This window comes from Spongiactinospora sp. 9N601 (assembly GCF_044326295.1).
GTDB classification, from domain to species: domain Bacteria; phylum Actinomycetota; class Actinomycetes; order Streptosporangiales; family Streptosporangiaceae; genus Spongiactinospora; species Spongiactinospora gelatinilytica.
This window is the reverse complement of sequence record NZ_JBIRBB010000003.1, coordinates 216,035-236,248: the sequence shown is the minus strand read 5'-3', so window position 1 is coordinate 236,248 and position 20,214 is coordinate 216,035. Positions and strand designations below refer to the sequence as shown.

At 71.1% G+C, this 20,214-nt stretch carries 23 protein-coding genes, 1 tRNA gene and 1 pseudogene; 10 read left to right on the top strand and 15 right to left on the bottom strand.

Annotation, left to right across the window (positions count from 1 at the left end):
• Window positions 1-279 precede the first annotated feature (279 nt).
• Window positions 280-1,161 carry a S1 family peptidase gene (locus ACH34R_RS08075; protein ID WP_397560653.1) on the top strand — a complete coding sequence of 294 codons (882 nt, stop codon included), beginning with the start codon at window positions 280-282 and terminating at the stop codon, window positions 1,159-1,161.
• Window positions 1,162-1,163: 2 nt separating this feature from the next.
• Here ACH34R_RS08075 and ACH34R_RS08070 read toward each other — a convergent pair whose 3' ends face one another.
• Entirely contained in the window at window positions 1,164-1,712 is a 549-nt protein-coding gene (locus ACH34R_RS08070; RefSeq protein ID WP_397560652.1) for a hypothetical protein, read from the bottom strand.
• A gap of 158 nt (window positions 1,713-1,870) precedes the next feature.
• Here ACH34R_RS08070 and ACH34R_RS08065 point away from each other — a divergent pair, with 158 nt between their 5' ends.
• Both ACH34R_RS08065 and ACH34R_RS08060 read left to right on the top strand, forming a co-directional pair.
• The gene (locus ACH34R_RS08065; RefSeq protein ID WP_397560651.1) at window positions 1,871-2,443 is read left to right on the top strand and encodes an ArsR/SmtB family transcription factor; all 573 of its coding nucleotides are present in this window, start codon (window positions 1,871-1,873) and stop codon (window positions 2,441-2,443) included.
• 127 nt (window positions 2,444-2,570) lie between these two features.
• Window positions 2,571-3,947, top strand: a complete 1,377-nt coding sequence (locus ACH34R_RS08060; protein WP_397560650.1) for an alpha/beta hydrolase family protein — start codon at window positions 2,571-2,573, stop codon at window positions 3,945-3,947.
• 21 nt (window positions 3,948-3,968) lie between these two features.
• Here the strand turns inward: ACH34R_RS08060 and ACH34R_RS08055 are convergent, their stop codons facing one another.
• Window positions 3,969-4,454, bottom strand: a complete 486-nt coding sequence (locus ACH34R_RS08055) for an MSMEG_6728 family protein (protein WP_397560649.1) — start codon at window positions 4,452-4,454, stop codon at window positions 3,969-3,971.
• A gap of 164 nt (window positions 4,455-4,618) precedes the next feature.
• Between ACH34R_RS08055 and ACH34R_RS08050 the strand changes: the two genes are divergently transcribed.
• Window positions 4,619-4,885 (top strand): hypothetical protein, encoded by a 267-nt coding sequence (locus tag ACH34R_RS08050; RefSeq protein WP_397560648.1) that lies wholly within the window; start codon window positions 4,619-4,621, stop codon window positions 4,883-4,885.
• Window positions 4,886-4,980: 95 nt separating this feature from the next.
• Here ACH34R_RS08050 and ACH34R_RS08045 read toward each other — a convergent pair whose 3' ends face one another.
• Together ACH34R_RS08045 and ACH34R_RS08040 are read right to left on the bottom strand one after the other, a co-directional pair.
• The gene (locus ACH34R_RS08045) at window positions 4,981-5,457 is read right to left on the bottom strand and encodes an NUDIX domain-containing protein (protein ID WP_397560647.1); all 477 of its coding nucleotides are present in this window, start codon (window positions 5,455-5,457) and stop codon (window positions 4,981-4,983) included.
• A gap of 29 nt (window positions 5,458-5,486) precedes the next feature.
• On the bottom strand, window positions 5,487-5,732 hold the full coding sequence (locus ACH34R_RS08040) for a hypothetical protein (protein WP_397560646.1): 246 nt from the start codon (window positions 5,730-5,732) through the stop codon (window positions 5,487-5,489).
• On the opposite strand from ACH34R_RS08040, the gene ACH34R_RS08035 reads away from it, so the two are divergent.
• Both ACH34R_RS08035 and ACH34R_RS08030 read left to right on the top strand, forming a co-directional pair.
• Window positions 5,725-5,886: a hypothetical protein gene (locus ACH34R_RS08035; protein ID WP_397560645.1), complete on the top strand. Its 162-nt coding sequence runs from the start codon at window positions 5,725-5,727 to the stop codon at window positions 5,884-5,886. The two genes, ACH34R_RS08040 and ACH34R_RS08035, sit on opposite strands and share 8 nt — an antisense overlap.
• Window positions 5,874-6,406: pseudogene (locus ACH34R_RS08030) on the top strand (LuxR C-terminal-related transcriptional regulator). The gene ACH34R_RS08035 and the pseudogene ACH34R_RS08030 overlap by 13 nt, the downstream one beginning before the upstream one ends.
• Before the next feature lie 12 nt (window positions 6,407-6,418).
• Here ACH34R_RS08030 and ACH34R_RS08025 read toward each other — a convergent pair.
• Window positions 6,419-7,114, bottom strand: coding sequence for a hypothetical protein (locus ACH34R_RS08025; protein WP_397560644.1), 696 nt, complete (start codon window positions 7,112-7,114; stop codon window positions 6,419-6,421).
• Window positions 7,115-7,561: 447 nt separating this feature from the next.
• Between ACH34R_RS08025 and ACH34R_RS08020 the strand changes: the two genes are divergently transcribed.
• Window positions 7,562-8,152 (top strand): DUF4240 domain-containing protein, encoded by a 591-nt coding sequence (locus ACH34R_RS08020; protein WP_397560643.1) that lies wholly within the window; start codon window positions 7,562-7,564, stop codon window positions 8,150-8,152.
• A 245-nt stretch (window positions 8,153-8,397) separates the two neighbouring features.
• Here ACH34R_RS08020 and ACH34R_RS08015 read toward each other — a convergent pair.
• The 7 genes from ACH34R_RS08015 to ACH34R_RS07985 form a co-directional block, all read right to left on the bottom strand.
• Window positions 8,398-8,472: transfer RNA gene (locus tag ACH34R_RS08015), tRNA-Val, on the bottom strand.
• A gap of 24 nt (window positions 8,473-8,496) precedes the next feature.
• Entirely contained in the window at window positions 8,497-9,453 is a 957-nt protein-coding gene (locus ACH34R_RS08010; protein ID WP_397560642.1) for an ROK family protein, read from the bottom strand.
• A 157-nt stretch (window positions 9,454-9,610) separates the two neighbouring features.
• Complete coding sequence (locus ACH34R_RS08005; RefSeq protein WP_397560641.1) at window positions 9,611-9,925, bottom strand: hypothetical protein; 315 nt, start codon at window positions 9,923-9,925, stop codon at window positions 9,611-9,613.
• 159 nt (window positions 9,926-10,084) lie between these two features.
• On the bottom strand, window positions 10,085-10,540 hold the full coding sequence (locus ACH34R_RS08000) for a peroxiredoxin (RefSeq protein WP_397560640.1): 456 nt from the start codon (window positions 10,538-10,540) through the stop codon (window positions 10,085-10,087).
• Between the two features lie 139 nt (window positions 10,541-10,679).
• Window positions 10,680-11,108 carry a DUF3052 domain-containing protein gene (locus ACH34R_RS07995; RefSeq protein ID WP_113981004.1) on the bottom strand — a complete coding sequence of 143 codons (429 nt, stop codon included), beginning with the start codon at window positions 11,106-11,108 and terminating at the stop codon, window positions 10,680-10,682.
• Between the two features lie 147 nt (window positions 11,109-11,255).
• A complete protein-coding gene (locus ACH34R_RS07990) occupies window positions 11,256-11,663 on the bottom strand; it encodes a secondary thiamine-phosphate synthase enzyme YjbQ (RefSeq protein ID WP_397560639.1) in 408 nt (135 codons plus the stop codon).
• 9 nt (window positions 11,664-11,672) lie between these two features.
• Entirely contained in the window at window positions 11,673-11,867 is a 195-nt protein-coding gene (locus ACH34R_RS07985) for a DUF1918 domain-containing protein (RefSeq protein WP_111167611.1), read from the bottom strand.
• 398 nt (window positions 11,868-12,265) lie between these two features.
• Between ACH34R_RS07985 and aceE the strand changes: the two genes are divergently transcribed.
• Entirely contained in the window at window positions 12,266-15,019 is a 2,754-nt protein-coding gene (gene aceE / locus ACH34R_RS07980; protein ID WP_397560638.1) for a pyruvate dehydrogenase (acetyl-transferring), homodimeric type, read from the top strand.
• 53 nt (window positions 15,020-15,072) lie between these two features.
• On the opposite strand, the gene ACH34R_RS07975 is transcribed toward aceE, so the two are convergent.
• From ACH34R_RS07975 to ACH34R_RS07965, 3 genes are read right to left on the bottom strand one after another with little or no spacing between them, the layout of a single operon-like run.
• Entirely contained in the window at window positions 15,073-16,266 is a 1,194-nt protein-coding gene (locus tag ACH34R_RS07975) for an ABC transporter permease (RefSeq protein ID WP_397560637.1), read from the bottom strand.
• On the bottom strand, window positions 16,263-16,994 hold the full coding sequence (locus ACH34R_RS07970) for an ABC transporter ATP-binding protein (protein WP_397560636.1): 732 nt from the start codon (window positions 16,992-16,994) through the stop codon (window positions 16,263-16,265). Before ACH34R_RS07970 ends, ACH34R_RS07975 begins: the two co-directional genes overlap by 4 nt.
• Entirely contained in the window at window positions 16,991-18,052 is a 1,062-nt protein-coding gene (locus tag ACH34R_RS07965) for a peptidoglycan-binding protein (protein ID WP_397560635.1), read from the bottom strand. Before ACH34R_RS07965 ends, ACH34R_RS07970 begins: the two co-directional genes overlap by 4 nt.
• Before the next feature lie 192 nt (window positions 18,053-18,244).
• On the opposite strand from ACH34R_RS07965, the gene ACH34R_RS07960 reads away from it, so the two are divergent.
• Window positions 18,245-18,898: a response regulator transcription factor gene (locus tag ACH34R_RS07960; RefSeq protein WP_111167597.1), complete on the top strand. Its 654-nt coding sequence runs from the start codon at window positions 18,245-18,247 to the stop codon at window positions 18,896-18,898.
• Window positions 18,895-20,211 carry a sensor histidine kinase gene (locus tag ACH34R_RS07955; RefSeq protein WP_397560634.1) on the top strand — a complete coding sequence of 439 codons (1,317 nt, stop codon included), beginning with the start codon at window positions 18,895-18,897 and terminating at the stop codon, window positions 20,209-20,211. The genes ACH34R_RS07960 and ACH34R_RS07955 overlap by 4 nt, the downstream gene beginning before the upstream one ends.
• Window positions 20,212-20,214 lie beyond the last annotated feature (3 nt).

The following is a 20,214-nucleotide window of genomic DNA, read 5'->3' as shown; positions in this document are numbered from 1 at the left end:
CGAGCAGCGGTCAGCGCGTCCGGCGGCGTCGCCGAACGGTCGAAACATCGCGACGAGCGGTCGGTCCCCGGTGAAAGCGGCGGGTGGCAGCGCGTCCGGCGCTTCCCGGCCACAGTGTGATTACCCATCGGATTCATTCGGCAGCACATAGTGACAGCGGTGGCCCCGCCTTGTTACTCCTGAATCGTGCGTCCCCTCCCGCGCCGCTCTCCCGGCGGAGCCGGTCCCTGTCCTCCAGACCTTTCGGAGTACCGCATGACACATGTGTCCCTCCCTCGCATGGCCTTGGCCATCGTGCTCGCCCCTGTGCTCGCCGCCGCGGCCCTGGCCTGCGCCGATCCGGCCAGTGCGGGGGCGGCGGGCGCCCGTGCCCAGGCCGCCGAGCTGCGCGCGCTGAAGCAGCGCCTGGACCGGCTCGCCGAGCAGGGCAAGGCGGGCGACGCCCAGTACTGGTACATCGACCACGCCCGGGGCAAGGTGCACATCGCCGTGCTGCGCGGCGCGGACGACAGCGTGACCAGGGGCTTCGCCGGCTCGACCCCGGACGCCCGCACCATCACCTCCGTCATCGACCGGCCCGTCACGCCCTACGTCGGCACGGTCGCGCACGCCCCGGCCGCCGGCCGTGCCCGAAGGTCCGGCCCCGTGTACGGCGGGCAGCAGATCACCGCGGGCGACTCCTACTGCTCGACCGGCTTCAACGTCGGCGCGGGCCCGGCCGGCCGGGTGCTGACCGCCGGTCACTGCTACCGGTACGGCCCCTCGTGGTACCTCGGCGGCGACCACCTCGGCGAGATCACCCGGCTGCGCTACCCCGGCGGGGACGTCTCGGAGATCACCCCGGAGCCGGGCTGGCGGCTGACCGGCAGCGTGCTGCAGTCCGACGGGTCCTACCAGGAGATCGACTCGACCGCCCAGGTGCGCCTGGGCCAGCGCCTGTGCAAGACCGGCGCGCGGACCGGCACCTCCTGCGGCGTCGTCTACGCGCTCGACGCCACCGCCGACTACGGCGACGGGCCGATCCACGGCCTCGCCGTCACCGACCTCTACGCCGCCGAGGGCGACAGCGGCGGCCCCGTCTACGCGGGCGGCACCGCGATCGGCCTGGTCAGCGGGGGCCCGCAGGGCGGCGGTCCGGCACTGGTCTACCCGCTCTACTAGCCTTACCGGCTTTGGGCGCACGAGCAGGCCATATGGGCGCGCTCGTCGGGGCGGGGCCGCCGGTGCAGCACCATCGCCACCACCATCGGGGCGAACACCAGCGAGTTGTAGAACAGGTGCAGCTCCACCCTCGGCACCAGGAGCTGCACCACGCTGGTCGGTACGGCCCTGCCGAAGAAGGGGGTGCCGCTCGCCGCCTGGAAGAGCAGCAGCAGGTGCTCGACGTGGTGCCAGATCTGGATGCCCATCGAGATGTTCCACCACACGCGCGAGCGTCCGGTGAAGCCGCCCCGCAGCGCGACCAGGCCCACCAGCATCACCAGCGCGTAGCCATAGTGCAGCGCCTCGGAGGTGACCAGCCAGGGGAACCACAGCCCAAGCACGCCGCGCGCCTCGGGGAGCGGCCAGCCCATCACCCAGATCTGGATCGCCTGGACGATGTGCTCGGCCCAGTGCGCCAGCACGATGAACAGGAACACGTTGAGGGCGGCCTGGTGCCCGCGCCCGTTGAGGGTGCCGATCAGGCCGGCCCGCACTGGTATGGCGGTCATTGTCTGCCTCCATCCGGGTCACTGCACCTGCCGGTTGTACGACCGGGGACCGCCCGGCGGATTCACACATCCCGGGCGGGCGGGAGATTGTCACCATCCGGTCAGGCCGAGCCGATCCCGAGTTGCACGAAAACTCGTGCATCATTTATCGTGTAACTGTGGCCGAACCACCACCCGAACCCGCCGAACTGGGGACGATCAAGGCCCTGGCCAATCCGATCAGGCAGCGCATCCTCGACCACCTTCGCGAGGGGCCTGCCACCTCTACCACGCTCGCCAAGGCGCTCGGCATCACCACCGGGGGCACCAGCTACAACCTGCGGGTGCTGGCCGAACACGGGCTGGTGGAGGAGGTGCCCGAGCTGGCGCGCGGGCGCGAGCGGTGGTGGCGGCCGGTCCCGGTGGACCTGCGGTTCGCGCCGATGAGCCGCAGGGACGACGACATGCGGGCGGCCCTGGCGGAGCTGGAACACGGGTTCCTGGTCGCCGACCTGGAGCTGTTCGAGCGATTTCGGGCCACGCGGGACGACATGGGCCCCTGGGGCGATGCCATGCCGTACTCCCGGGGGGAGATCCGCGTGACGCTGGAGGAGCTGGCCCGATTCTTCGAGGAGTACATCGACCTGGTGAAACGCTACTCGCGCCGGGCGGGTGAGGGCCCGCCGGACGCCCGGACGGTGCACACCCGATTCCTGGGCTTCCCCGATCCCGCGCCGCCCCCTGACGACTGAGGCGGCCGGAGAAATGCGGGGCCGTCGAGCGGCAACTCGGCGACCCCGCGGCGAAAGATCCGAATCACCTCGCCCGAGGGCGAGTCCTTCTGTGAACCGACCTTCCAACAAGAAAGGAGAGCACCTGATGCTGTCCTTGAGCAAATCGTCGGCCCTCGCGGCGTTGCTCGCGGTGTTCGCCGTGACGGCCCTGCTCACCGCCCCGCCGGCCGGGGCCGGCACCGTGGTCCGCACCGAGGTCACCATCGACAGCGGTGACGTACGGCTGCGCGGCATGATCTACGCCCCCGCCGCCACCGGCCGCCGCGCCCCCGCCGTGGTGATGGTGGACGGGGCCGGGCCCCGTTCCCTTGACGACAAGGCCGGCCAGGCCGCCGAATTCGCCCGGCGCGGGGTGGTCGCCCTGGTCTACGACAAGCGCACCAAGGGCTACAGCCAGACCAGCCGGTCGTTCCCGGCGCTCGCGCAGGACGCGCTCGCCGGGGTTCGCCTGCTGCGCCGGCAGCCGGGCGTCGATCCCGGGCGGGTCGGCCTCTGGGGCTTCAGCGAGGGCGGCTGGGTCGCCCCGCTGGCCGCGTCCCGGTCGCCGGAGGTGGCCTTCCTGGTCACGGTCGGCGCGGGCGGCCACTCCCCCGAACGCGTCCAGGTGTGGAGCAACGCCATCCACCTCGCGCACGCGGGGGTCACCGGGGCGCGGATACGCCCGCTGGCCGTCAACCTCACCAGGGTCATGGTGGGCGCCGGGCTGTTCGGCGCGGCCGGGCACGAGCCGGTGCCGGTGCTCGCGCGCATCGACCGGCCGGTACTCGCCCTGTGGGGCGAACACGAGCGCAGCATCCCGGCCGCCGACAGCTCCCGGATCTTCGCCGCGACGCTGCGCGCGGCCGGGAACCCCAGCCACACGATCAAGATCCTGCCCGGCGCGGACCACGGGCTCATGCGAAGCCCCGACGGGTTCATCGAGGGCGACGGCCTGGTGCCGGGTTACCTCGAACTGGTCACCTCCTGGATCCACGGCCTGGACGACCCGCCCGCGTCCTCGGCCGACGCCCCGCCGCGCCAGGACCTGCCCGCCGAACCGGTGACGCCGCTGGCGTGGTGGGAGTCGGTGCCCGTGCAGCTCGGCGCGCTCACCGTACTGCTGGTCGCCTTCGCGGGCTATCCGGTCGCCGCCCTGATCCGGCGGCGGCGCGGAGCCGCCGATGGCGCGGACCGGGCTCGGCGGTGGCCCGCGCTGCTGGCCGCCACCGGGGTGGTCACCGTGCTCGGGACCGTGCTCTACCTGGGCTATCTGCTGGCCACGGCGGCCGGCGCGCCGGGGCCGGTGGTGGCGGGCCGTCCGGTGGTCTGGCTGGTCCTTCAGGTGTTCGCGGTGGCGGCGGCGGTCGCGACGGTGGGCACGGCGCTGACGCTCCGGCGTACCGGGGGCGCGGGACGGCTCGCCCTGACGGGTGGCGTGCTGTTGATCGGATGGGCCGCGTACTGGGGGTTGTTCGTGCCCTGACGGTCCGGGGTCACGCCCGGCTCAGCCGGGCGGGCGGCAGGCGGGGGCGCGGCCGGAGGACGGCCAGGCGTACGGCAGGTCGTCGGGCTCGTCGCCGAACAGCGGCCGGTAGTGACCCGGGTCCTTGCGGAGCAGCGCCGAACGGTGGCTCCGGTGGAACCCCGGGTCGCCCAGCCATGGCGGCAGTTCCCCCGCCTCCGCGAGCGCCGGCTGGTCCCGGGCGGCGCGGATGCCGCAGGCCGCGGCCAGCTCGGTGGTCATCGTGGCGGCACAGGTGTCCGCACGGCCCTGGCCGGTCCAGTGGGCGCACACCTCCAGCCCGTACCGCACCAGCGCCTCCTCATAGCCCGCCCACATGGCGACGGCGGGGTGGTGGCGCCAGCCGTACCCGGGGACGGTCAGCGCGCGGAAGACCTGTAGCGCCTCCACGCGCTGTTTGCCGAGTCGTACCGGATCGAGAACTCCAGCGGACGCCCGGAAATCGGGATAGGGAAGAAATGTCTGCATAACCCCTCTCGCCCCTGTCATCCCCACCGCCTCAGCGTTACAATCCCGCAACGGGGGTGGTCAAGACCTAGCCATAGATCATGGTCCGGCCGTGCAATGGCACGACCGGGCGAGAAACCGGGTCCGGCAAAGCCCTGTGGGGCCTTCGTCGCATTTTCTTGGGGGTGACCGGCGTGCCGACGTGGAATGACGACGACAGCATCCTGATCCGTCGCGTGCGCGAGCGTACCGCCGCGCTCCTTGAGGCCCTGACCAGCGACACGGACGAATCCGATTTCATCCGCCGCCGCCTCCAGCAGCACGCTCGCGAGGTCGTCCGCGCCCGTGCCCGCATCACCGCGGGCGCGGCCCTTCCCGATATCCAGGACCTTTTGGCGGAGCCTCCGGAAGACCCTTCTCTCGTACCCGACTACTCCGGCAACCAGGTATAGCGGATTTTCGCCTCCGGCGGTTATTCCGGTCAGTAGCGGCACGCCGGCGAACGGGCGTCCGGAATGCCTTTTCCCGGTCACCCGGCCCGGCTCGATCAGGTGGCGGGAACGGCCCTGCCGTACTCCAGATAGACCGTCTCCCCCAGCTCCCGGGCGACCACGCCCGCCTTGACCCGCCGCGCCAGCGGCCCGGCCAGCACATCCTCTAGCTCACCGGGCGGGCAGAAGTCGTATCCGCTCAACTCGCCGTCGGTGAACGTGATCCTTTCACGCGTCCCGTCGTCGATCTCACCCCCGTCGAACACGAAGAGGATCGTGCCACCGTCCCGCGTACCGGGCTCCCAGTCGGCCACCAGCAGCCGCCCGATGTCCGGCTCGATGCCGAGTTCCTCGCGTACTTCGCGCACGCACGCCTGGTAGGGCGTCTCCCCCGGCGAAAGGCACCCGCCGGGGATGTCCAGCCCGGTCTTGTAGACCGGCCGTACCAGCATCACCCGATCGGCCGTGTCGAAGAACAACGCCCCGGCAGCCGCCCTGACCAGGGCGAACATCGGCTCAGCACCGTCGCTCACACTTCCGACCATACGCCCCGCCGCCCGGCTCACCGGCGGAGGCGGCCGGTCAGGGCAAGGAAGGCGACGAACGCGCCCATCACGATCCAGCCGGGCCAGCCGTTCAGGCCCACCTGGAGCGGGTCGATGGGGTGGGCGGCGTCGGAGAACAGCCAGATCATCTGGACACCGGCGTTGCTGACGAAGGTGTGCGCGAGCACCGCGGGCCAGACCGAGACCGAACGCAGGCGCAGCCAGGCGAAGATCGGCACGATCAGAACGGTACTGATGATCATGTACCCCACCGACGCCAGCGGCGAGTGGCCCGGGTACTGGCCCGGCATCGCCGGCATCCGCCGCCGGGTCACCTCCCTGGACGGCGGCACCCGCGTCACCAGCCCGCCCGGCGGGCCGACGACCCTGGAGGTGACGCTGCCGTGCGCGTCGTGATCGCGGAGGACAACGTCGTCCTGGCCGAGGGCCTGAACCTCCTTATCGCCTCGGCGGGCTTCGAGGTCGCCGCGATCACGGGCGACGGGCCGTCGTTCGTGGCGGCGGCCTGCCGGTGCTGGTGTTCTCGCAGTACGTCGAGCAGGTCTACGCCAGGGAACTGCTCGCGGACGGCCGCGGCGGGGTCGGGTACCTGCTCAAGGACCGGGTGACCCGGCTGGAGGAGTTCTCCGAGGCGCTGCGCCGCGTCGCGGGCGGCGGCACCGCGCTGGACGCCGAGGTCGTCTCCCAGCTCCTGGCCCGCAAGGCGGACCCGCTCGCCGGGCTGACGCCGAGGGAGCGCGAAGTCCTCACGCTCATGGCCCAGGGACTGGCCAACACCGACATCGCCGCCCGGCTCGTCATCACCGAACGCGCGGTGCACAAGCACATCGGCAACATCTTCCTCAAACTCGACCTCGCGCCGACCGACCCGGGGCACCGCCGCGTCCTCGCCGTACTGACCTACCTGGGCCTCTGACCCCGCGAGCGATCAGGGGGTCAGTTGCCGCTCGTACCGCGATGGATCGACCTCGATCCAGCCGCTGAGGTCGGGGTTGGCCACGCCGCCGATGTACACCTCGTCATATTGGCCGAACCTGGTCCGCGTACCGCCGAAATCGTCTGGTTCGCTCGTGATGGCGGCGGTCACCTGGAACGGCCCGTCCCCGTCATTGACGGCCTGACCGACCATCGTGCCCCGATCGAGAACCTCCAGCACGATGGAGAACCGGCAGTAATGCTCAAGGGTCCACGCTTTCACATGGAAGACGATCTCCTCGTCCGGCTTCAGCGATATCGTGTTCTGCTGAAAGTAGTCTCCATTCCAGTTCCCGTTCTCATCTTCGGCCTTGCCGCGCGGCTCGGGCTCGTCCAGATTCAGGCCGATCTTCACGATTTTCTCCGGCACTCCGGCGCTCGGGCTCTCGAAGTAGGCACCGGAAAGCGGCTTTCGGCATTCGGTGTCCGCCTTCATCCCCATGATGCGCACGGGCCGGTCCCGGTTGCCCCGGGCCACGATCTCGATATCGGTCTCCGTGACATCGACACCACCCCGCCGCCGCAACCACTGGGCATGGGCCTCGGTGTGCGCGGGAATGGCGTTGAGCGCGGCCAGATCACCGGCCGAGAGCTCCGGAGCGGATGCGAAGGCCCAACTGTTGTCGTCGGACAACCGCTTGACCTTCACCAGATCCACCGCAACCGGCGGCCCCGACCGGGCTTTCTGGACCGGTGACGGCCTGGGAGTCCTCGCGGCGGACTCCGGCACGACGGGAGGCGCCATCCCCTGCTGAATCGCCCAGATCAACACCCCGACCAGCACCGGCGTCGCAACCGCACTCCCGACCCACCGGACAACAGGCCGATTCCACCACCGCCGCGGCTGAGCCGAATGCCGATTCCGCGGATACCTTGCGGGTCTTCCCATCAGGCTTCCTTTCCCAGCAGCAGCCATGATGGCACGCGGTCGTACATTTCGGCGGCAGAAAGCCCAGCCGGCACACGTCACAAACCGCCGAAATTGCTTAATACCGACAAACTGCCGGGGGTCTCCCCCGGCTCGGCGTACCTGCGGGACAATCACCGGCTCATCCCGCCGGGATTTTGTCGTACGCGCCTGGCATGATCACCCGCTATGGATCCCGACGAGTTCTGGCATCTGATAGAGCGATCCGGGCGTGAGACAGATGGCAAGTACGCACGCGCGGCCTGGCTTCAGGACGCACTGGAACAACGCTCCGCCGAGGCGATCATCGGTTTCGACGAGCACATCATCAGGGCCAGGCGCCAAGTGGACACCTGGCTGATGTGGGGCGCTATGCGCGCCCTTTTCCACAGCGGCTCCGACGACGGCTTCTGGTACTTCCAGATGTGGCTCGTGGGCCTGGGACGAGAAATCTTCGAAAGAGTGGCCCGAGACCCGGACACCCTGGCCGATGTGCCGGAGGTACAACGCCTGGTGACCATGATCCATCGTGGACGCCTGTGGGCGAACGATGACTGGCCTGAGTTCGAGTTCTTGAGCTACGTGGCGGGCAACGCCTGGGAGCAGGTAACGGGCCAAGACCACGACGATCTTTGCGAGGCCCTGGTGGCACGCGGCCACGAGTTGTCCGCTCTCCCCAACCCCGGCGACGAACATTGGGAATTGGACGACAGGGAGGAGTCGGCCCGCAGACTGCCCCGAATCAACCGCTACATGCGCGAACTACACGACCGCACCTAGACCACCAACCCCATCCCGTCGTCGGCGGGTCGGCGGCCGACCACTCGCCTTACAAGCGAGGGGTCAATGGCCAATGCGCCGTCGGGTGGATATCGGCCGTCGAAGATGCCCGGGTGCGCCCATCCGATGGCCTGGCCCGCCCCAACGGGCGGGAACATTCACCGAGACCGCCTACCGGCGTCGGATCCGGCGCGTGATCGCACGAGGTGACCCCGTTTCCACGATGGGAAATGGAGCCTTCTGGCTGGTGGGCGGTACTGGGTTCGAACCAGTGACCCCTCGCTTGTAAGGCGAGTGCTCTACCGCTGAGCTAACCGCCCGCCGTTCGTGGTCGGCACTACACCTTACGGTACTGGGGCGGTGTTGGGCACATCAGACGTCCAGGCGGTGCCGATGTCGGGGTGGCCGGCGATTTGCCAGCCGAGGAGGGCGGCGCCGAGCATGCCGGCCTGGGGGCCGAGGGCGGCTGGGCGGAGGGGTGGGGCCGGGCGGAAGGCGAGGTGGGTGGAGAGGCGGTCGGCGAGGGGGGTGAGGAGGAGAGGGCCGGCTTCGGCGAGGCCGCCGCCGATGACGATCAGGGAGGGGTCCAGGAGGAGGGTGTAGGTGGCCAGGGAGAGGGAGAGGGCCTGCACTGCGTCGGTCCAGACCTCGGTGGCGGCCGGGTCGTCGCCGGTGGCGGCGCGGATGGCGATCTCCTCGGTGGGCGCCGTGCGGCCCGTACGGCTTGCGTAGCGCCGCGCCACGGACGCGGCGGAGGCGTAGGTCTCCAGGCAGCCGCGCTGGCCGCAGGCGCACGGCTCGCCGTCCGGGTAGACGGGGGTGTGGCCGATCTCGCCGCCCCAGCCGGTCGCGCCGGCGTACGGCGAGCCGTTCAGTACGCACGCGCCCGCGATGCCGGTTCCGATGGGCAGGAAGAGGAAGTCCGCGACCCCGCGCCCGGCGCCGATGACCGCTTCGGCGAGGCCGCCGGTGCGTACGTCGTGGCCGAGCCGGACGGGCACGCCCTCGGGGGCGAACGCGGACGCCGGGACATCGCGCCAGCCGATGTTGGCGGAGAACAGGGCGGCGTCGGGGGTGACCAGGCCGGGGACGCAGAGGCCGACGCCGGCAAGTTCGGTGCCCGCGGGCGGGATGTGCGACAGATCGAGGATGAAGGTCCGGATGGCCGCCACCACGGCGTCGGGGCCGTCGGCGCGGGGGGTCGGGCGGCGTTCGGTATGGAGGACCACGCCCTCGCGGGTGACGGCGCCTCCCTTCATCGAGGTGCCGCCCACGTCGAGGCCCACTACGAACGCGCTCATGCCGCCCATCCGTTGATTAAATGCTGAAAAGGTGGTGTTCGTCACGCCTCGACCGTTATGTGGACTGGCGCGCCTTGACCATAGCGCAGCCTCGCCCTGTTCTCCTTGTGCCCCTCTGACCTGCGCTCCTGGACGCTAACCGATGGGCGGGAGTGGGTCAGTTACGGCCCAGGACGCGGTTGAGGGCGGCCTCCACCTCGGCGGACAGGCCGGGCGGGGTGGTGGGGGCGAGGACGCCGGCCGCGGATCTGGCGGCCGGGCGTTCGGCGCCGCAGTCGCGGCACTCGACCTCGCCGAGGCGGCAGACCAGGCGGGTGGAGCCGCACGTGTCACAGGTGTCGAGCCGCAGGTCCGCGGCGCCCTGGCAGTCCGGGCAGATGAGGACCTGACCTCCGTCGCTGACGCCGCGCAGCCAGGGGCTGGCGCCGCGAACCGGGTCCGTCTGCCGGGCCCCGCAGTGGTAGCAGGGCATCCTCGCCTCCGTCAGGATCGATGCTGGACGGTCACCACCGGCCGTCCCGGGCGGAGCCGCCCTGGCAGGCCGGGAAGATCCGGAAATCTGGAAATATCTGGATCCCGTCGTGCCAGAAGGTCACATCGGGCCTTGCGCGATCGTCACGAGCTCACGAGTTCACGAGATCGCGGCGAGCGCCGCGGTGTACGCCGCCGTGTCGCGCGCCGAGTGGATCGGGTTGACGACCTTCCAGCGGACCACGCCCTCGCCGTCGATGACGAAGGTGCCCCGCAACGCGAGGCCCCTCTCCTCATCGAAGACACCGTACCCCCGCGCCACCTCACCGTGCGGCCAAAAGTCCGACAGCAGCGGAAACGTGTACCCTTCCCGGTCTCCCCAGGCGCGCAGCGCGAAAATCGAGTCGACCGTGACGGTGAGCACCCGCACCTCGTCGCGGCGCGGCGCGAACTCGTCGCGGATGGACCGCAGCTCGCTGGTGCAGACACCGCTGAACGCCAGCGGATAGAAGATCAGGACGGTGTTCGACCCCCGCAGGCCGGAGAGCCGGACCGGAGTGCCGTGCTGGTCCTGCAGCTCGAAGTCCGGGGCGACGGAGCCGACCTCGACGGACATGCAAGGTCCTCCCATGTCAGTATCCAGGCACGTGGACAAGCGTCCACGGCGCGCGTCGGCCGCGCGCACGCGTTCTGCCGCACGGCCCGCACGGAGCCGGCCGTACGGCAGTTACGGCCCCCGATGAACGAGCGACGGGCTAACGACGCGTCTTCGGGGTCGCCAACCGGGTCCCCGACCAGTCGGCGGCGGCGCTGATGCTGCTGGTCTGCGACAGACCCGCCGTCGTGGCGTCCTCTCCTATATCGCTCGGCTCCACGTGGCCGCTCCTGCCGGCCTTCGGCGTCAGCAACCAGATCTGGCCACCGTCGGCCAGCCCGGTCTGGGCGCCGGTCAGGACGTCGAACAGATCGCCGTCGCCGTCGCGCCACCAGAGCAGCACCACGTCAACGACGTCGTCGTAGTCCTCGTCGACCAACTCGCTGCCGGTCAGCTCTTCGATGGACTCGCGCAGTTCTTCGTCGCAGTCCTCGTCCCAGCCGATCTCCTGCACCACCTGACCCGGCTTCAGGCCGAGTCGTTCGGCCAGGCCGCGCTCGCCCTGCGCCTGACCCGCGGTCGCGCTCACGTCTATCCCTCCTGCTTGAATGGCCCCGTCCGATGCGGACGTCCGGCCCTATGTGGGCCTTCGCTTCGGCACAGTCCACACGCTGTGACCCGCCGACGTCAACGGTCGCCACGGCAACGGGCCGCCCGAGGCTGCGGTATGCCCCGATTAGTCGGACAAAAAAGACAAACGAACTCGACGGTTCGGGTTGTCCACGTTGAGATCAACGATCGTGATCGACTGCCATCTGCCCAGCGCGAGCCGCCCGCCGACCACGGGGACGCTCGCGTACGGCGCCACGAAGGCCGGCATGACGTGCGACCGCCCGTGCCCCTTCGAGCCGTGGGCGTGCCGCCACCTGCCGTCGGCCGGGAGAAGGTCGCCCAGGGCCTTGAGCAGGTCCTCGTCACTGCCGGCGCCCAACTCGATGAGCGCGACGCCGGCCGTGGCGTGCGGGACGAAGACGTGCAGCAGCCCGTCCTCGCCACAGCTTCTCGCGAAGTTCTCGCACTCCCGGGTGATGTCGTGCACACGGTCCCGTGTCCCGGTCGTGACCTCGATCTCCGTTGACTTCACCAGTCGATCTTACGGCCGCCGTTGAGCTGGGACGACGACGGCGTCAGGGCCGGGAAATACCAGACCGGTGTGCCCGTCGTCGAAGCGCACCACGTACGGCGGGCCGCCGCCGGGGCCGCGCACCTCGATGATCTCCCCCCGGCGGTCCCGCTCCCCCACGACATTGCCGTGTACGAGGAGCCGATCGCCAACCGTCGCGTTCATGTGCATCCCTCCTTCCGCATGGCCACGGTGTCTTCCACATTGGTACGGCGGGCGGCATTGGGGAAGAGGGCACGGGCGTCTCTGCGGGAGAGCGAGGAGAACTTCGACCGAATCGTTACGCTCGCCGTGAACGCGACACGCCGGTGGACCCCTCCTGGCGGGCCCGGCCCGTCCTCACGCCGCCCACGTTGCAGAGCGAACCTTTGCCGGTCGGGGCGCTACATGCCAGAATCGTCCTACGATCGGTGGACTAGGCCACATCCGGCCGACTGCCAGCAGGGACATCTTGGCTACTCGACAGTAGAGATGCGCATTGCTGGGTAAGCAGCCAGGATGGAAGTGACCTAGACACCATACATAGAGGCTTCACAAGTCCATCCTCGGAAGGCGAAGACCCAGTGGCTTCCGGACGCCAGCGTTTCTCGATCATCAGTGACGGCCTACCCAGCCAGCTTCCTGATGTCGATCCCAGCGAGACCCAAGAGTGGCTCGAATCGCTCGACACCGTCGTCAAGACGGAGGGGCGCTCGCGGGCCAGGTACTTGATGCTGCGCCTGCTGGAGCGGGCCCGTGAGCACTCTGTCGGCGTGCCGGGACTGCGCAGCACCGACTACATCAACACGATCCCGCCGGAGCGGGAGCCATGGTTCCCCGGCGACGAGCACGTGGAAAGGCGCATCCGCGCCTACATCCGGTGGAACGCCGCCATCATGGTGTCGCGCGCCAACGCACGCACCAACGTCGGCGGGCACATCGCCACCTACGCCTCCGCGGCCTCGCTCTACGAGGTGGGCTTCAACCACTTCTTCCGCGGCAAGGACCACGGCGAGTCCGGCGACCAGGTGTACATCCAGGGCCATGCCGCACCGGGCATCTACGCCCGCGCCTTCCTCGAAGGGCGGCTCAACGAGGCCCAGCTCGACGCGTTCAGGCAGGAGCTCTCGCACGGGTTCAAGGGCCTGCCCTCCTATCCGCACCCGCGACTGATGCCCGACTTCTGGGAGTTCCCCACGGTCTCCATGGGCCTGGGGCCGATCAGCGCGATCTACCAGGCGCGGTTCAACCGCTACCTGCTCAACCGCAAGATCAAGGACACCAGCCGCAGCCACGTGTGGTGCTTCCTCGGCGACGGCGAGATGGACGAGCCGGAGTCGCTGGGCGCGATCGGCCTGGCCGCCCGCGAGGAGCTGGACAACCTCACCTTCATCATCAACTGCAACCTCCAGCGGCTGGACGGGCCGGTCCGGGGCAACGGGAAGATCATCCAGGAGATGGAGTCGTTCTTCCGCGGCGCCGGCTGGAACGTCATCAAGGTCGTGTGGGGCCGCGACTGGGACCCGCTGCTCGCCGCCGACGTGGACGGCGTGCTCGTCAACAAGATGAACACCACTCCCGACGGGCAGTTCCAGACCTACTCCGTCGAGAGCGGCGAGTACATCCGCGAGCACTTCTTCGGCGATGACCCGCGGCTGCGCAAGATGGTCTCCCACCTGTCCGACGAGGAGATCCGCAGGCTGTCGCGCGGCGGTCACGACTACCACAAGGTGTACGCGGCGTTCGCGGCGGCGCGTGAGCACGTCGGCCAGCCCACCGTGATCCTCGCCCAGACCATCAAGGGCTGGACCCTCGGCAAGGACTTCGAGGCCCGCAACGCCACCCACCAGATGAAGAAGCTCACCAAGGCCGAGCTGAAGGAGTTCCGCGACCGGCTCTACCTGCCGATCCCGGACTCGGCCCTGGAGGGCGAGCTGCCGCCCTACTTCCACCCGGGCGAGGACGACGACGAGATCGCCTACATGAAGGAGCGCCGCGCGGCGCTCGGCGGCTACCTGCCCAAGCGGGTGAACCGGGCCAAGCCGCTGAAGCTGCCCGGCGACCCCGTCTACGCCGACCTGCGGCGCGGCTCGGGCAAACAGGCGGTGGCCACCACGATGGCCTTCGTCCGCCTGCTGAAGGACCTCATTCGCGACAAGGAGATCGGGGCGCGGTTCGTACCGATCATCCCCGACGAGGCGCGCACCTTCGGCATGGACGCGATGTTCCCGACCGCGAAGATCTACTCGCCGCACGGGCAGACGTACGAGGCGGTGGACCGCAACCTGCTGCTGTCCTACAAGGAGTCCACCGAGGGCCAGATCCTGCACGAGGGCATCAGCGAGTCGGGGTCGATGGGATCGGTGACCGCCGCGGGCACGGCCTACGCCACCCACGGCGAGCACATGATCCCGATCTACGTCTTCTACTCGATGTTCGGCTGGCAGCGCACGGCCGACCAGATGTGGCAGCTCGGCGACCAGATGGGGCGCGGCTTCCTGCTGGGCGCGACCGCCGGCCGTACGACGCTCAACGGCGAGGGCCTGCAGCACGAGGACGGCCACTCGCCGCTGATCGCCTCGACCAACCCGGCCGCGGTCTCCTACGACCCGTCGTGGGCGTACGAGATCGCGCACATCGTCCGTGACGGCCTGCGCCGGATGTACGGCGAGCAGCCGGAGAACGTCTTCTACTACCTCACCGTCTACAACGAGCCCTACCCGCAGCCGGCCGAGCCCGAGGGCCTGGACGTGGAAGGGCTGCTGCGCGGCCTCTACCGGCTCTCCCAGGCCCCCGAGGGGGCGGCGGAGCGGCCGAAGGCCAACATCCTGGTGTCCGGCGTGGCCGGGCCCTGGGCGCTCGAGGCGCAGCGGATGCTGGCCGAGGAGTGGGGGGTCGCCGCCGAGGTATGGTCGGCCACCTCCTGGACGGAGCTGCGCAGGGACGCCCTCGCCTGCGAGGAGCACAACCTGCTCAACCCCGACGCCGAGCAGAGGGTGCCGCACATCACCCGCACCCTGTCGGGTGTGGAGGGCACGTTCGTGGGCGTCAGCGACTACATGCGGGCGGTGCCCGACCAGATCGCCCGGTGGATTCCCGGCGACTGGGCCTCGCTCGGCACCGACGGATTCGGCCTGTCCGACACCCGCTCGGCGCTGCGCCGCCACTTCCACGTGGACGCCGCGTCGATCACGCTGGCCGTGCTGACCCAGCTCGCCCGGCGCGGGGAGATCGAGACCGAGAACCTGCGCGAGGCGATCAGCCGCTACCACCTGAAAAACGGCGTGACGGAGGCCGGCGGCGCGGAGTCCAACGACACCCAGTCGATGGGCCTGTAGCACGAACGACACGAGGGGCGCCCCGCCGTGCGCGGCGGGGCGCCCCTCGCCTTTCAGGTGGTGGCCAGGGCCTCGGTGGGCGACAGGCGGGCCGCGCGCATCGCGGGGTAGAGCCCGGCCAGGGTGCCGATGACGAGGGTCGCGCCCACGGCGCCGCCGAGCGCCCAGGGCGGCACCACCGAGGGCCAGTCCCGCGTGTAGGCGTACCCGACCGTGACCGCCGCGCCGAGCAGCGCCCCCGCCGCCCCGCCGAGCGCGGACAGCAGCAGCGCCTCCGCCATGAACTGCACCCGCACCTGCCCGCGGGTCGCGCCCAGGGAACGGCGCAGCCCGATCTCCCTGCGGCGCTCCAGCACCGAGATGACCATGGTGTTGGCCACGCCCACGCCGCCGACCAGCAGCGCCACCGCGCCGAGGCCGAGCAGCAGCCCGGTGAACGCCCCGGTGGCCGCGGCCTTGGCCGCCAGCGCGTCGGAGGGGCGGCTGACCTCCACCTCCTCGGGGTTTTCCGGATTGACCGTGCGCGGCAGCACGGCCTGGACGTCGGCGACCGCCGCCTCCTGCGACCGCTCGTAGATCATCGTGGGGTGGCCGTCGAAGCCCAGGTACCGCTCGGCGGCCGGGAAGCCGACCAGCGCCGAGCGGTCGATCTCGGGGGCGAGCGGCAGCGGGTCCAGGACGCCGAGCACGGTGAACCACCGGCCGCCGATCCAGACCCTGCCGCCCGCCTTGCTCAGGCCGAGCCGCTGCGCGGAGACCGCGCCGAGCACGACGGCGGGGTACTTCTCCGTGGCGGCGTTGAGCCACGTCCCGGAACGCACCCGGCCCGTGAGGGTCTTGACGAGGTCGCCGTCGGCCGCCCGTACGGCGATGCCGCCGGTGATCTCCTCGGGGATCCGGTCGGTGCGGCGCACGCCGGCGTCCACGTCACCGGTGGCCGAGGCCGTGGTGACCGGGCCGATCCTGCGGACCATGGCGAGCGCGTCCATCGGGAGCTTGGCGGCGTCGCCGAACAGGGTGTTGCCGGGCTGCACGGTGAGCAGGTTGGTACCGAGCCGGTCCAACTGCCGCAGCAGGCTCTCCGCCGAGGAGGCGGAAATGCCGATGACGCCGACCATCGTCGCGATGCCGATCGCGATGCCGAACGCGGACAGCACGACCCGGGCCGGGCGGGCGCGCAGCCCGGCCGCGCCCACGCGCAGGACGTCGCCGGGGGTGAGCCGCGTCGGGGCGAGCCGGTCGCTCATCGCCGCTCCCCCGCGACCCCGGCCGCCGTGACATCCGCGGCGTCCCCGTCGCCGGAGTCGTCGGACACGATCAGGCCGTCCTTGAGCCTGACCCGTCTGGGTGCCCAGCCGGCGATCTCCATGTCGTGCGTGATGATCGCGACCGTGGTGCCCGACTCGTGCAGGCCGGCGAGTACGGCCAGCACCTCCGCCCCCGCGCCGGAGTCGAGGTTCCCGGTCGGCTCGTCGGCCAGCAGCAGCGGCGGATCGCCGACCACCGCGCGCGCCACCGCGACCCGCTGCTGCTCGCCGCCGGAGAGCTGGTGCGGGCGGTGCCCGAGGCGGTGGCCGAGGCCGACCCGTTCCAGGGCCGCCGCGGCGCGTTCGCGCCGCTCGCGCAGTCGCGGCCCGCCGTACAGCAGGCCGTCGGCCACGTTGTCCAGCGCGCTGACGCCCGCCGACAGGTGGAACTGCTGGAAGACGAACCCCAGATGGCGTGCCCGCAGCGAGGACAGCCGCCGGTCGGACAGGCCGCCCACGTCGTGGCCGGCGATGGTGACGGTGCCGGTGGTGGGACGGTCCAGGGTGCCGATCATGTGCAGCATGGTGGACTTGCCCGATCCGGAGGGGCCGACGATGGCGAGCAGTTCCCCGGCGCCGATCCGCAGGTCCACTCCGCGCAGCGCGGCGACGTCACCGGCGTAGACCTTGGTGACCCCGGCCAGTTCGACGACGTTGGCGGCGCTCACGACGCGGGCACCCCGACCTTCATGCCCGCCGCGAGCCCGTCGCCGGTGATCTCGACCCGGCCCCCGCCGTACGCGCCGGTCTCCACGGCGACCAGGCGGGTCGCGCCGCCCTCGACGACCTCCACGCCGAAGCCGCCCTCGCGCAGCGCGAGCAGCGCCTCCACCGGGACGGTGAGCACGTCCTTGACCCGCTTGCTCTCCATGGCGACGTTGACCGGCGCCTGGTCCAGGCGGCCGGTCTTCCGGCCGCCCAGCGAGATCTCCACGTCGATGGTCGAGCCGCCGCCCTCCTCCGCGCTGACCTGCTGGGCGACCGTGCCGACGCGGACGATGCGCCCCTTGACCTCCGCGCCGCCCGGCAGCTCGATGGTGACCCGCGCGCCCTTGCGGGCCAGGGCCTGGTCATCGGTGTTCAGGTCCACCTGGACGATCCTGCGGGTGCCGGTCACGGTCAGCACCTCGCCGCCGTTGATCTTCCGGCCGACCTCCACCGAGACGCCGGACACGCGTACGGCCCCGTCCAGGAAGACGACCTGGGCGGCGTCCACCGCGCCGGTCTGCGGATGGCCGCGGTCCTTCTGCCACTCCTTGACGGCGGCCGAGGTGGCATAGGTGAAGTCCTCGTCCACGGTGAGGTCGTCGCCGTAGCCGAGCGCCTTGAGGTTGCGTTCGAGCTGTTCCACGTCGGGCCCGTCGCTCACGCCGGAGTTCAGCTCGCGGTAGAGCGGCAGCCTGCCGTACATGAGCACCATGGGGCGGCGGTCCACCTTGAGCAGCGCGCCGCCCCGCCTGATCACCTTTCCCTCGGCGGGGACGGCGGTGACGGTGCCGGAGCCGCTGTAGGACACCTTGCGCTCCTCGGCATAGGTCAGCTTGCCGCTCACCGACTCGGAGTCGACCAGGTCGGTCCTGGTGATCTCGGCGGTGGCCGGCGGGGGCGCGGCGGTGCCGCCGGGCTCGGGGCCGCCCTGCCGGTAGGAGTTCACCGCCGCCCACGTGCCGCCGCCGATCACCGCCACCGCCGCGACCCCGGCGAACAGCGCCCCCTTGCGCCTCATCCGCCGCCTCCCGGGCAGGCCGGCCGGTCACGTCTCATCGTCCTCACCTCCGGCCCACGGGACCCACGCCCGTGGCACCACCCGATGTGTAGGGCGACGGGGGTTAGCGGAGGGTAAGCGCGATCACCGGGCCGGTCGCCTTATCGGCTCCTAACATCGGGTGGTTCACGCTGGTCACCGGAGGTGCGTGAGATGCGCGTGCTGGTGGTCGAGGACGAGCCGGAGATGGCCGACGCCATCGCGGGCGGGCTGCGGCGCAGGGCCATGGCGGTGGACGTCGTCTACGACGGGGCGGAGGCGATGGAACGCCTGTCGTACGTCGACTACGACGTGGTCGTGCTGGACCGCGACCTGCCTGACGTGCACGGCGACGACGTGTGCCGGCACCTGGTCGCGACGGGCGCGGGCGGCAGGGTGCTGATGCTGACCGCGGCGCACACGGTGACCGACCGGGTGGCCGGGCTCGGGCTGGGGGCCGATGACTACCTTCCCAAGCCGTTCGCGTTCGCCGAACTCGTGGCGCGGGTGCGCGCGCTGGCCCGACGTACCGCGCGGGCCAGGCCCAGGGTGCTGGAGCGCGCGGGCCTGCGGCTGGACCCGGCCACCCGCGCGGTGACCAGGGACGGCCGGGCCGTCGGCCTGACCAGGCGGGAGTTCGCCTTGCTGAAGGAGCTGATGCTGGCCGAAGGCGCGCCGGTCTCGCCCCGCGACCTGCTGGCGCGGGCCTGGGACGAGTACTACGACGCGGGCACCGGCGCGCTGCGCGTCGCCGTGGCGACCCTGCGCAGGAAGCTCGGCGACCCGCCGGTCATCGAGACCGTGCTCGGCGCGGGATACCGCCTGTGAGGCCGGTACGGCGGGCCGCGGCCGGCCTGTCGGCCGCCGGCGCCCGGGTGTCGGGCATCGGGCTGCGCGCCCGGCTCATGCTGCTCTACAGCCTGCTGTTCCTGCTGGGGGGCGCCACCTTGGTGTGGGTGACCTACCTGCTCACCGAGCGCGCCATCCAGGACCAGTTCGTGGCGGGCAAGCCGCTGGCCGCCCTGACCAAGGCGGTCGACGTGGCCCGGCCCACCGACGGGCCGCCGGTACTGCCGGGCGAGGACGCGTTCGCCCGGCGCGGAACGGTGGAGGGGCCGGTGCAGGGGCCGGTGGGCAGGTCGGCGGACTTCCTCGGCGCCACCGTGCTCGAACGGCTGGAGGCCGGCCGGGCCGCGGTGCTCGCCGACGTACTGCGCAACTCCGTCCTGATCATGCTGGGCGTGGGGGTGGCCGGCGTGCTGTTCGGGTGGGCGATGACCGGCCGCGCGCTGAGCCCGCTGCGCCGGGTGACCTCCGCCGCCGAGCGCCTCTCGGAGAGCACCCTGCACGAGCGGATCGCGCTGCGCGGGCCGCGCGACGACGTCAAACGGCTGGCCGACACCTTCGACGCGATGCTGGACCGGCTGCAACGCGCCTTCGACGGGCAGCGGCGGTTCGTCTCCAACGCCTCACACGAGCTGCGCACGCCCATCGCCATCAACCGCACGCTGATCGAGGTGGCGCTGGAGGAGCCGGACGCCTCCGACGACCTGCGCGCGCTCGGCAAGGCGCTGCTCGGCACCAACGCCCGGCACGAGCGCCTGATCGAGGGGCTGTTGCTGCTCGCGCGCTCGGAGCACGAGGTGATCGCCCGCAACCCGGTGGACCTGCGGCAGATCGTGCGCGGGGTGCTCGACCAGGTCGGGCCCGCGGCCGAGCGGCGGCGCGTCACCGTGACGGCCGACCTGCCGCAGGTGTGGGCGGCCGGCGAGGCGCTGCTGCTCGAACGGTGTGCGTTCAACCTCGTGGAGAACGCGGTGAAGTACAACCTGAAGGGCGGGGAGCTGCGCGTGCGGCTGGCCGTGGAGGCCGCCGGGATCACCGGGGAGCCCGGGGAGGTCGTGCTCACCGTGGAGAACGACGGCATGGCCATTCCGCCCCACGACGTGGCGGACCTGTTCGAGCCGTTCCGGCGGCTGCACGACAGGATCGGCTCGTCGTCGGGGTCGGGGCTCGGGTTGTCCATCGTCCGCGCGATCGCCGTGGCGCACGGCGGGTCGGCCGCCGCCACCGCGCGCCCGGACGGCGGCCTGTCCGTCGTGGTCCGGCTCCCCGCGACCGGGGAGCGATCCCCCGCCTAGGGA

Excerpts from the sequence above, each read along its gene's own strand:
- ACH34R_RS08075 (WP_397560653.1), top strand. The coding sequence starts at position 280 with ATGGCCTTGGCCATCGTGCTCGCCCCTGTGCTCGCCGCCGCGGCCCTG.
- ACH34R_RS08070 (WP_397560652.1), bottom strand. The coding sequence starts at position 1,712 with ATGACCGCCATACCAGTGCGGGCCGGCCTGATCGGCACCCTCAACGGG.
- ACH34R_RS08060 (WP_397560650.1), top strand. The coding sequence starts at position 2,571 with ATGCTGTCCTTGAGCAAATCGTCGGCCCTCGCGGCGTTGCTCGCGGTG.
- ACH34R_RS08055 (WP_397560649.1), bottom strand. The coding sequence starts at position 4,454 with ATGCAGACATTTCTTCCCTATCCCGATTTCCGGGCGTCCGCTGGAGTT.
- ACH34R_RS08035 (WP_397560645.1), top strand. The coding sequence starts at position 5,725 with ATGATCATGTACCCCACCGACGCCAGCGGCGAGTGGCCCGGGTACTGG.
- ACH34R_RS08040 (WP_397560646.1), bottom strand. The coding sequence starts at position 5,732 with ATGATCATCAGTACCGTTCTGATCGTGCCGATCTTCGCCTGGCTGCGC.
- ACH34R_RS08020 (WP_397560643.1), top strand. The coding sequence starts at position 7,562 with ATGGATCCCGACGAGTTCTGGCATCTGATAGAGCGATCCGGGCGTGAG.
- ACH34R_RS08010 (WP_397560642.1), bottom strand. The coding sequence starts at position 9,453 with ATGAGCGCGTTCGTAGTGGGCCTCGACGTGGGCGGCACCTCGATGAAG.
- ACH34R_RS08005 (WP_397560641.1), bottom strand. The coding sequence starts at position 9,925 with ATGCCCTGCTACCACTGCGGGGCCCGGCAGACGGACCCGGTTCGCGGC.
- ACH34R_RS08000 (WP_397560640.1), bottom strand. The coding sequence starts at position 10,540 with ATGTCCGTCGAGGTCGGCTCCGTCGCCCCGGACTTCGAGCTGCAGGAC.
- ACH34R_RS07985 (WP_111167611.1), bottom strand. The coding sequence starts at position 11,867 with ATGAACGCGACGGTTGGCGATCGGCTCCTCGTACACGGCAATGTCGTG.
- ACH34R_RS07975 (WP_397560637.1), bottom strand. The coding sequence starts at position 16,266 with ATGAGCGACCGGCTCGCCCCGACGCGGCTCACCCCCGGCGACGTCCTG.
- ACH34R_RS07965 (WP_397560635.1), bottom strand. The coding sequence starts at position 18,052 with ATGAGGCGCAAGGGGGCGCTGTTCGCCGGGGTCGCGGCGGTGGCGGTG.
- ACH34R_RS07960 (WP_111167597.1), top strand. The coding sequence starts at position 18,245 with ATGCGCGTGCTGGTGGTCGAGGACGAGCCGGAGATGGCCGACGCCATC.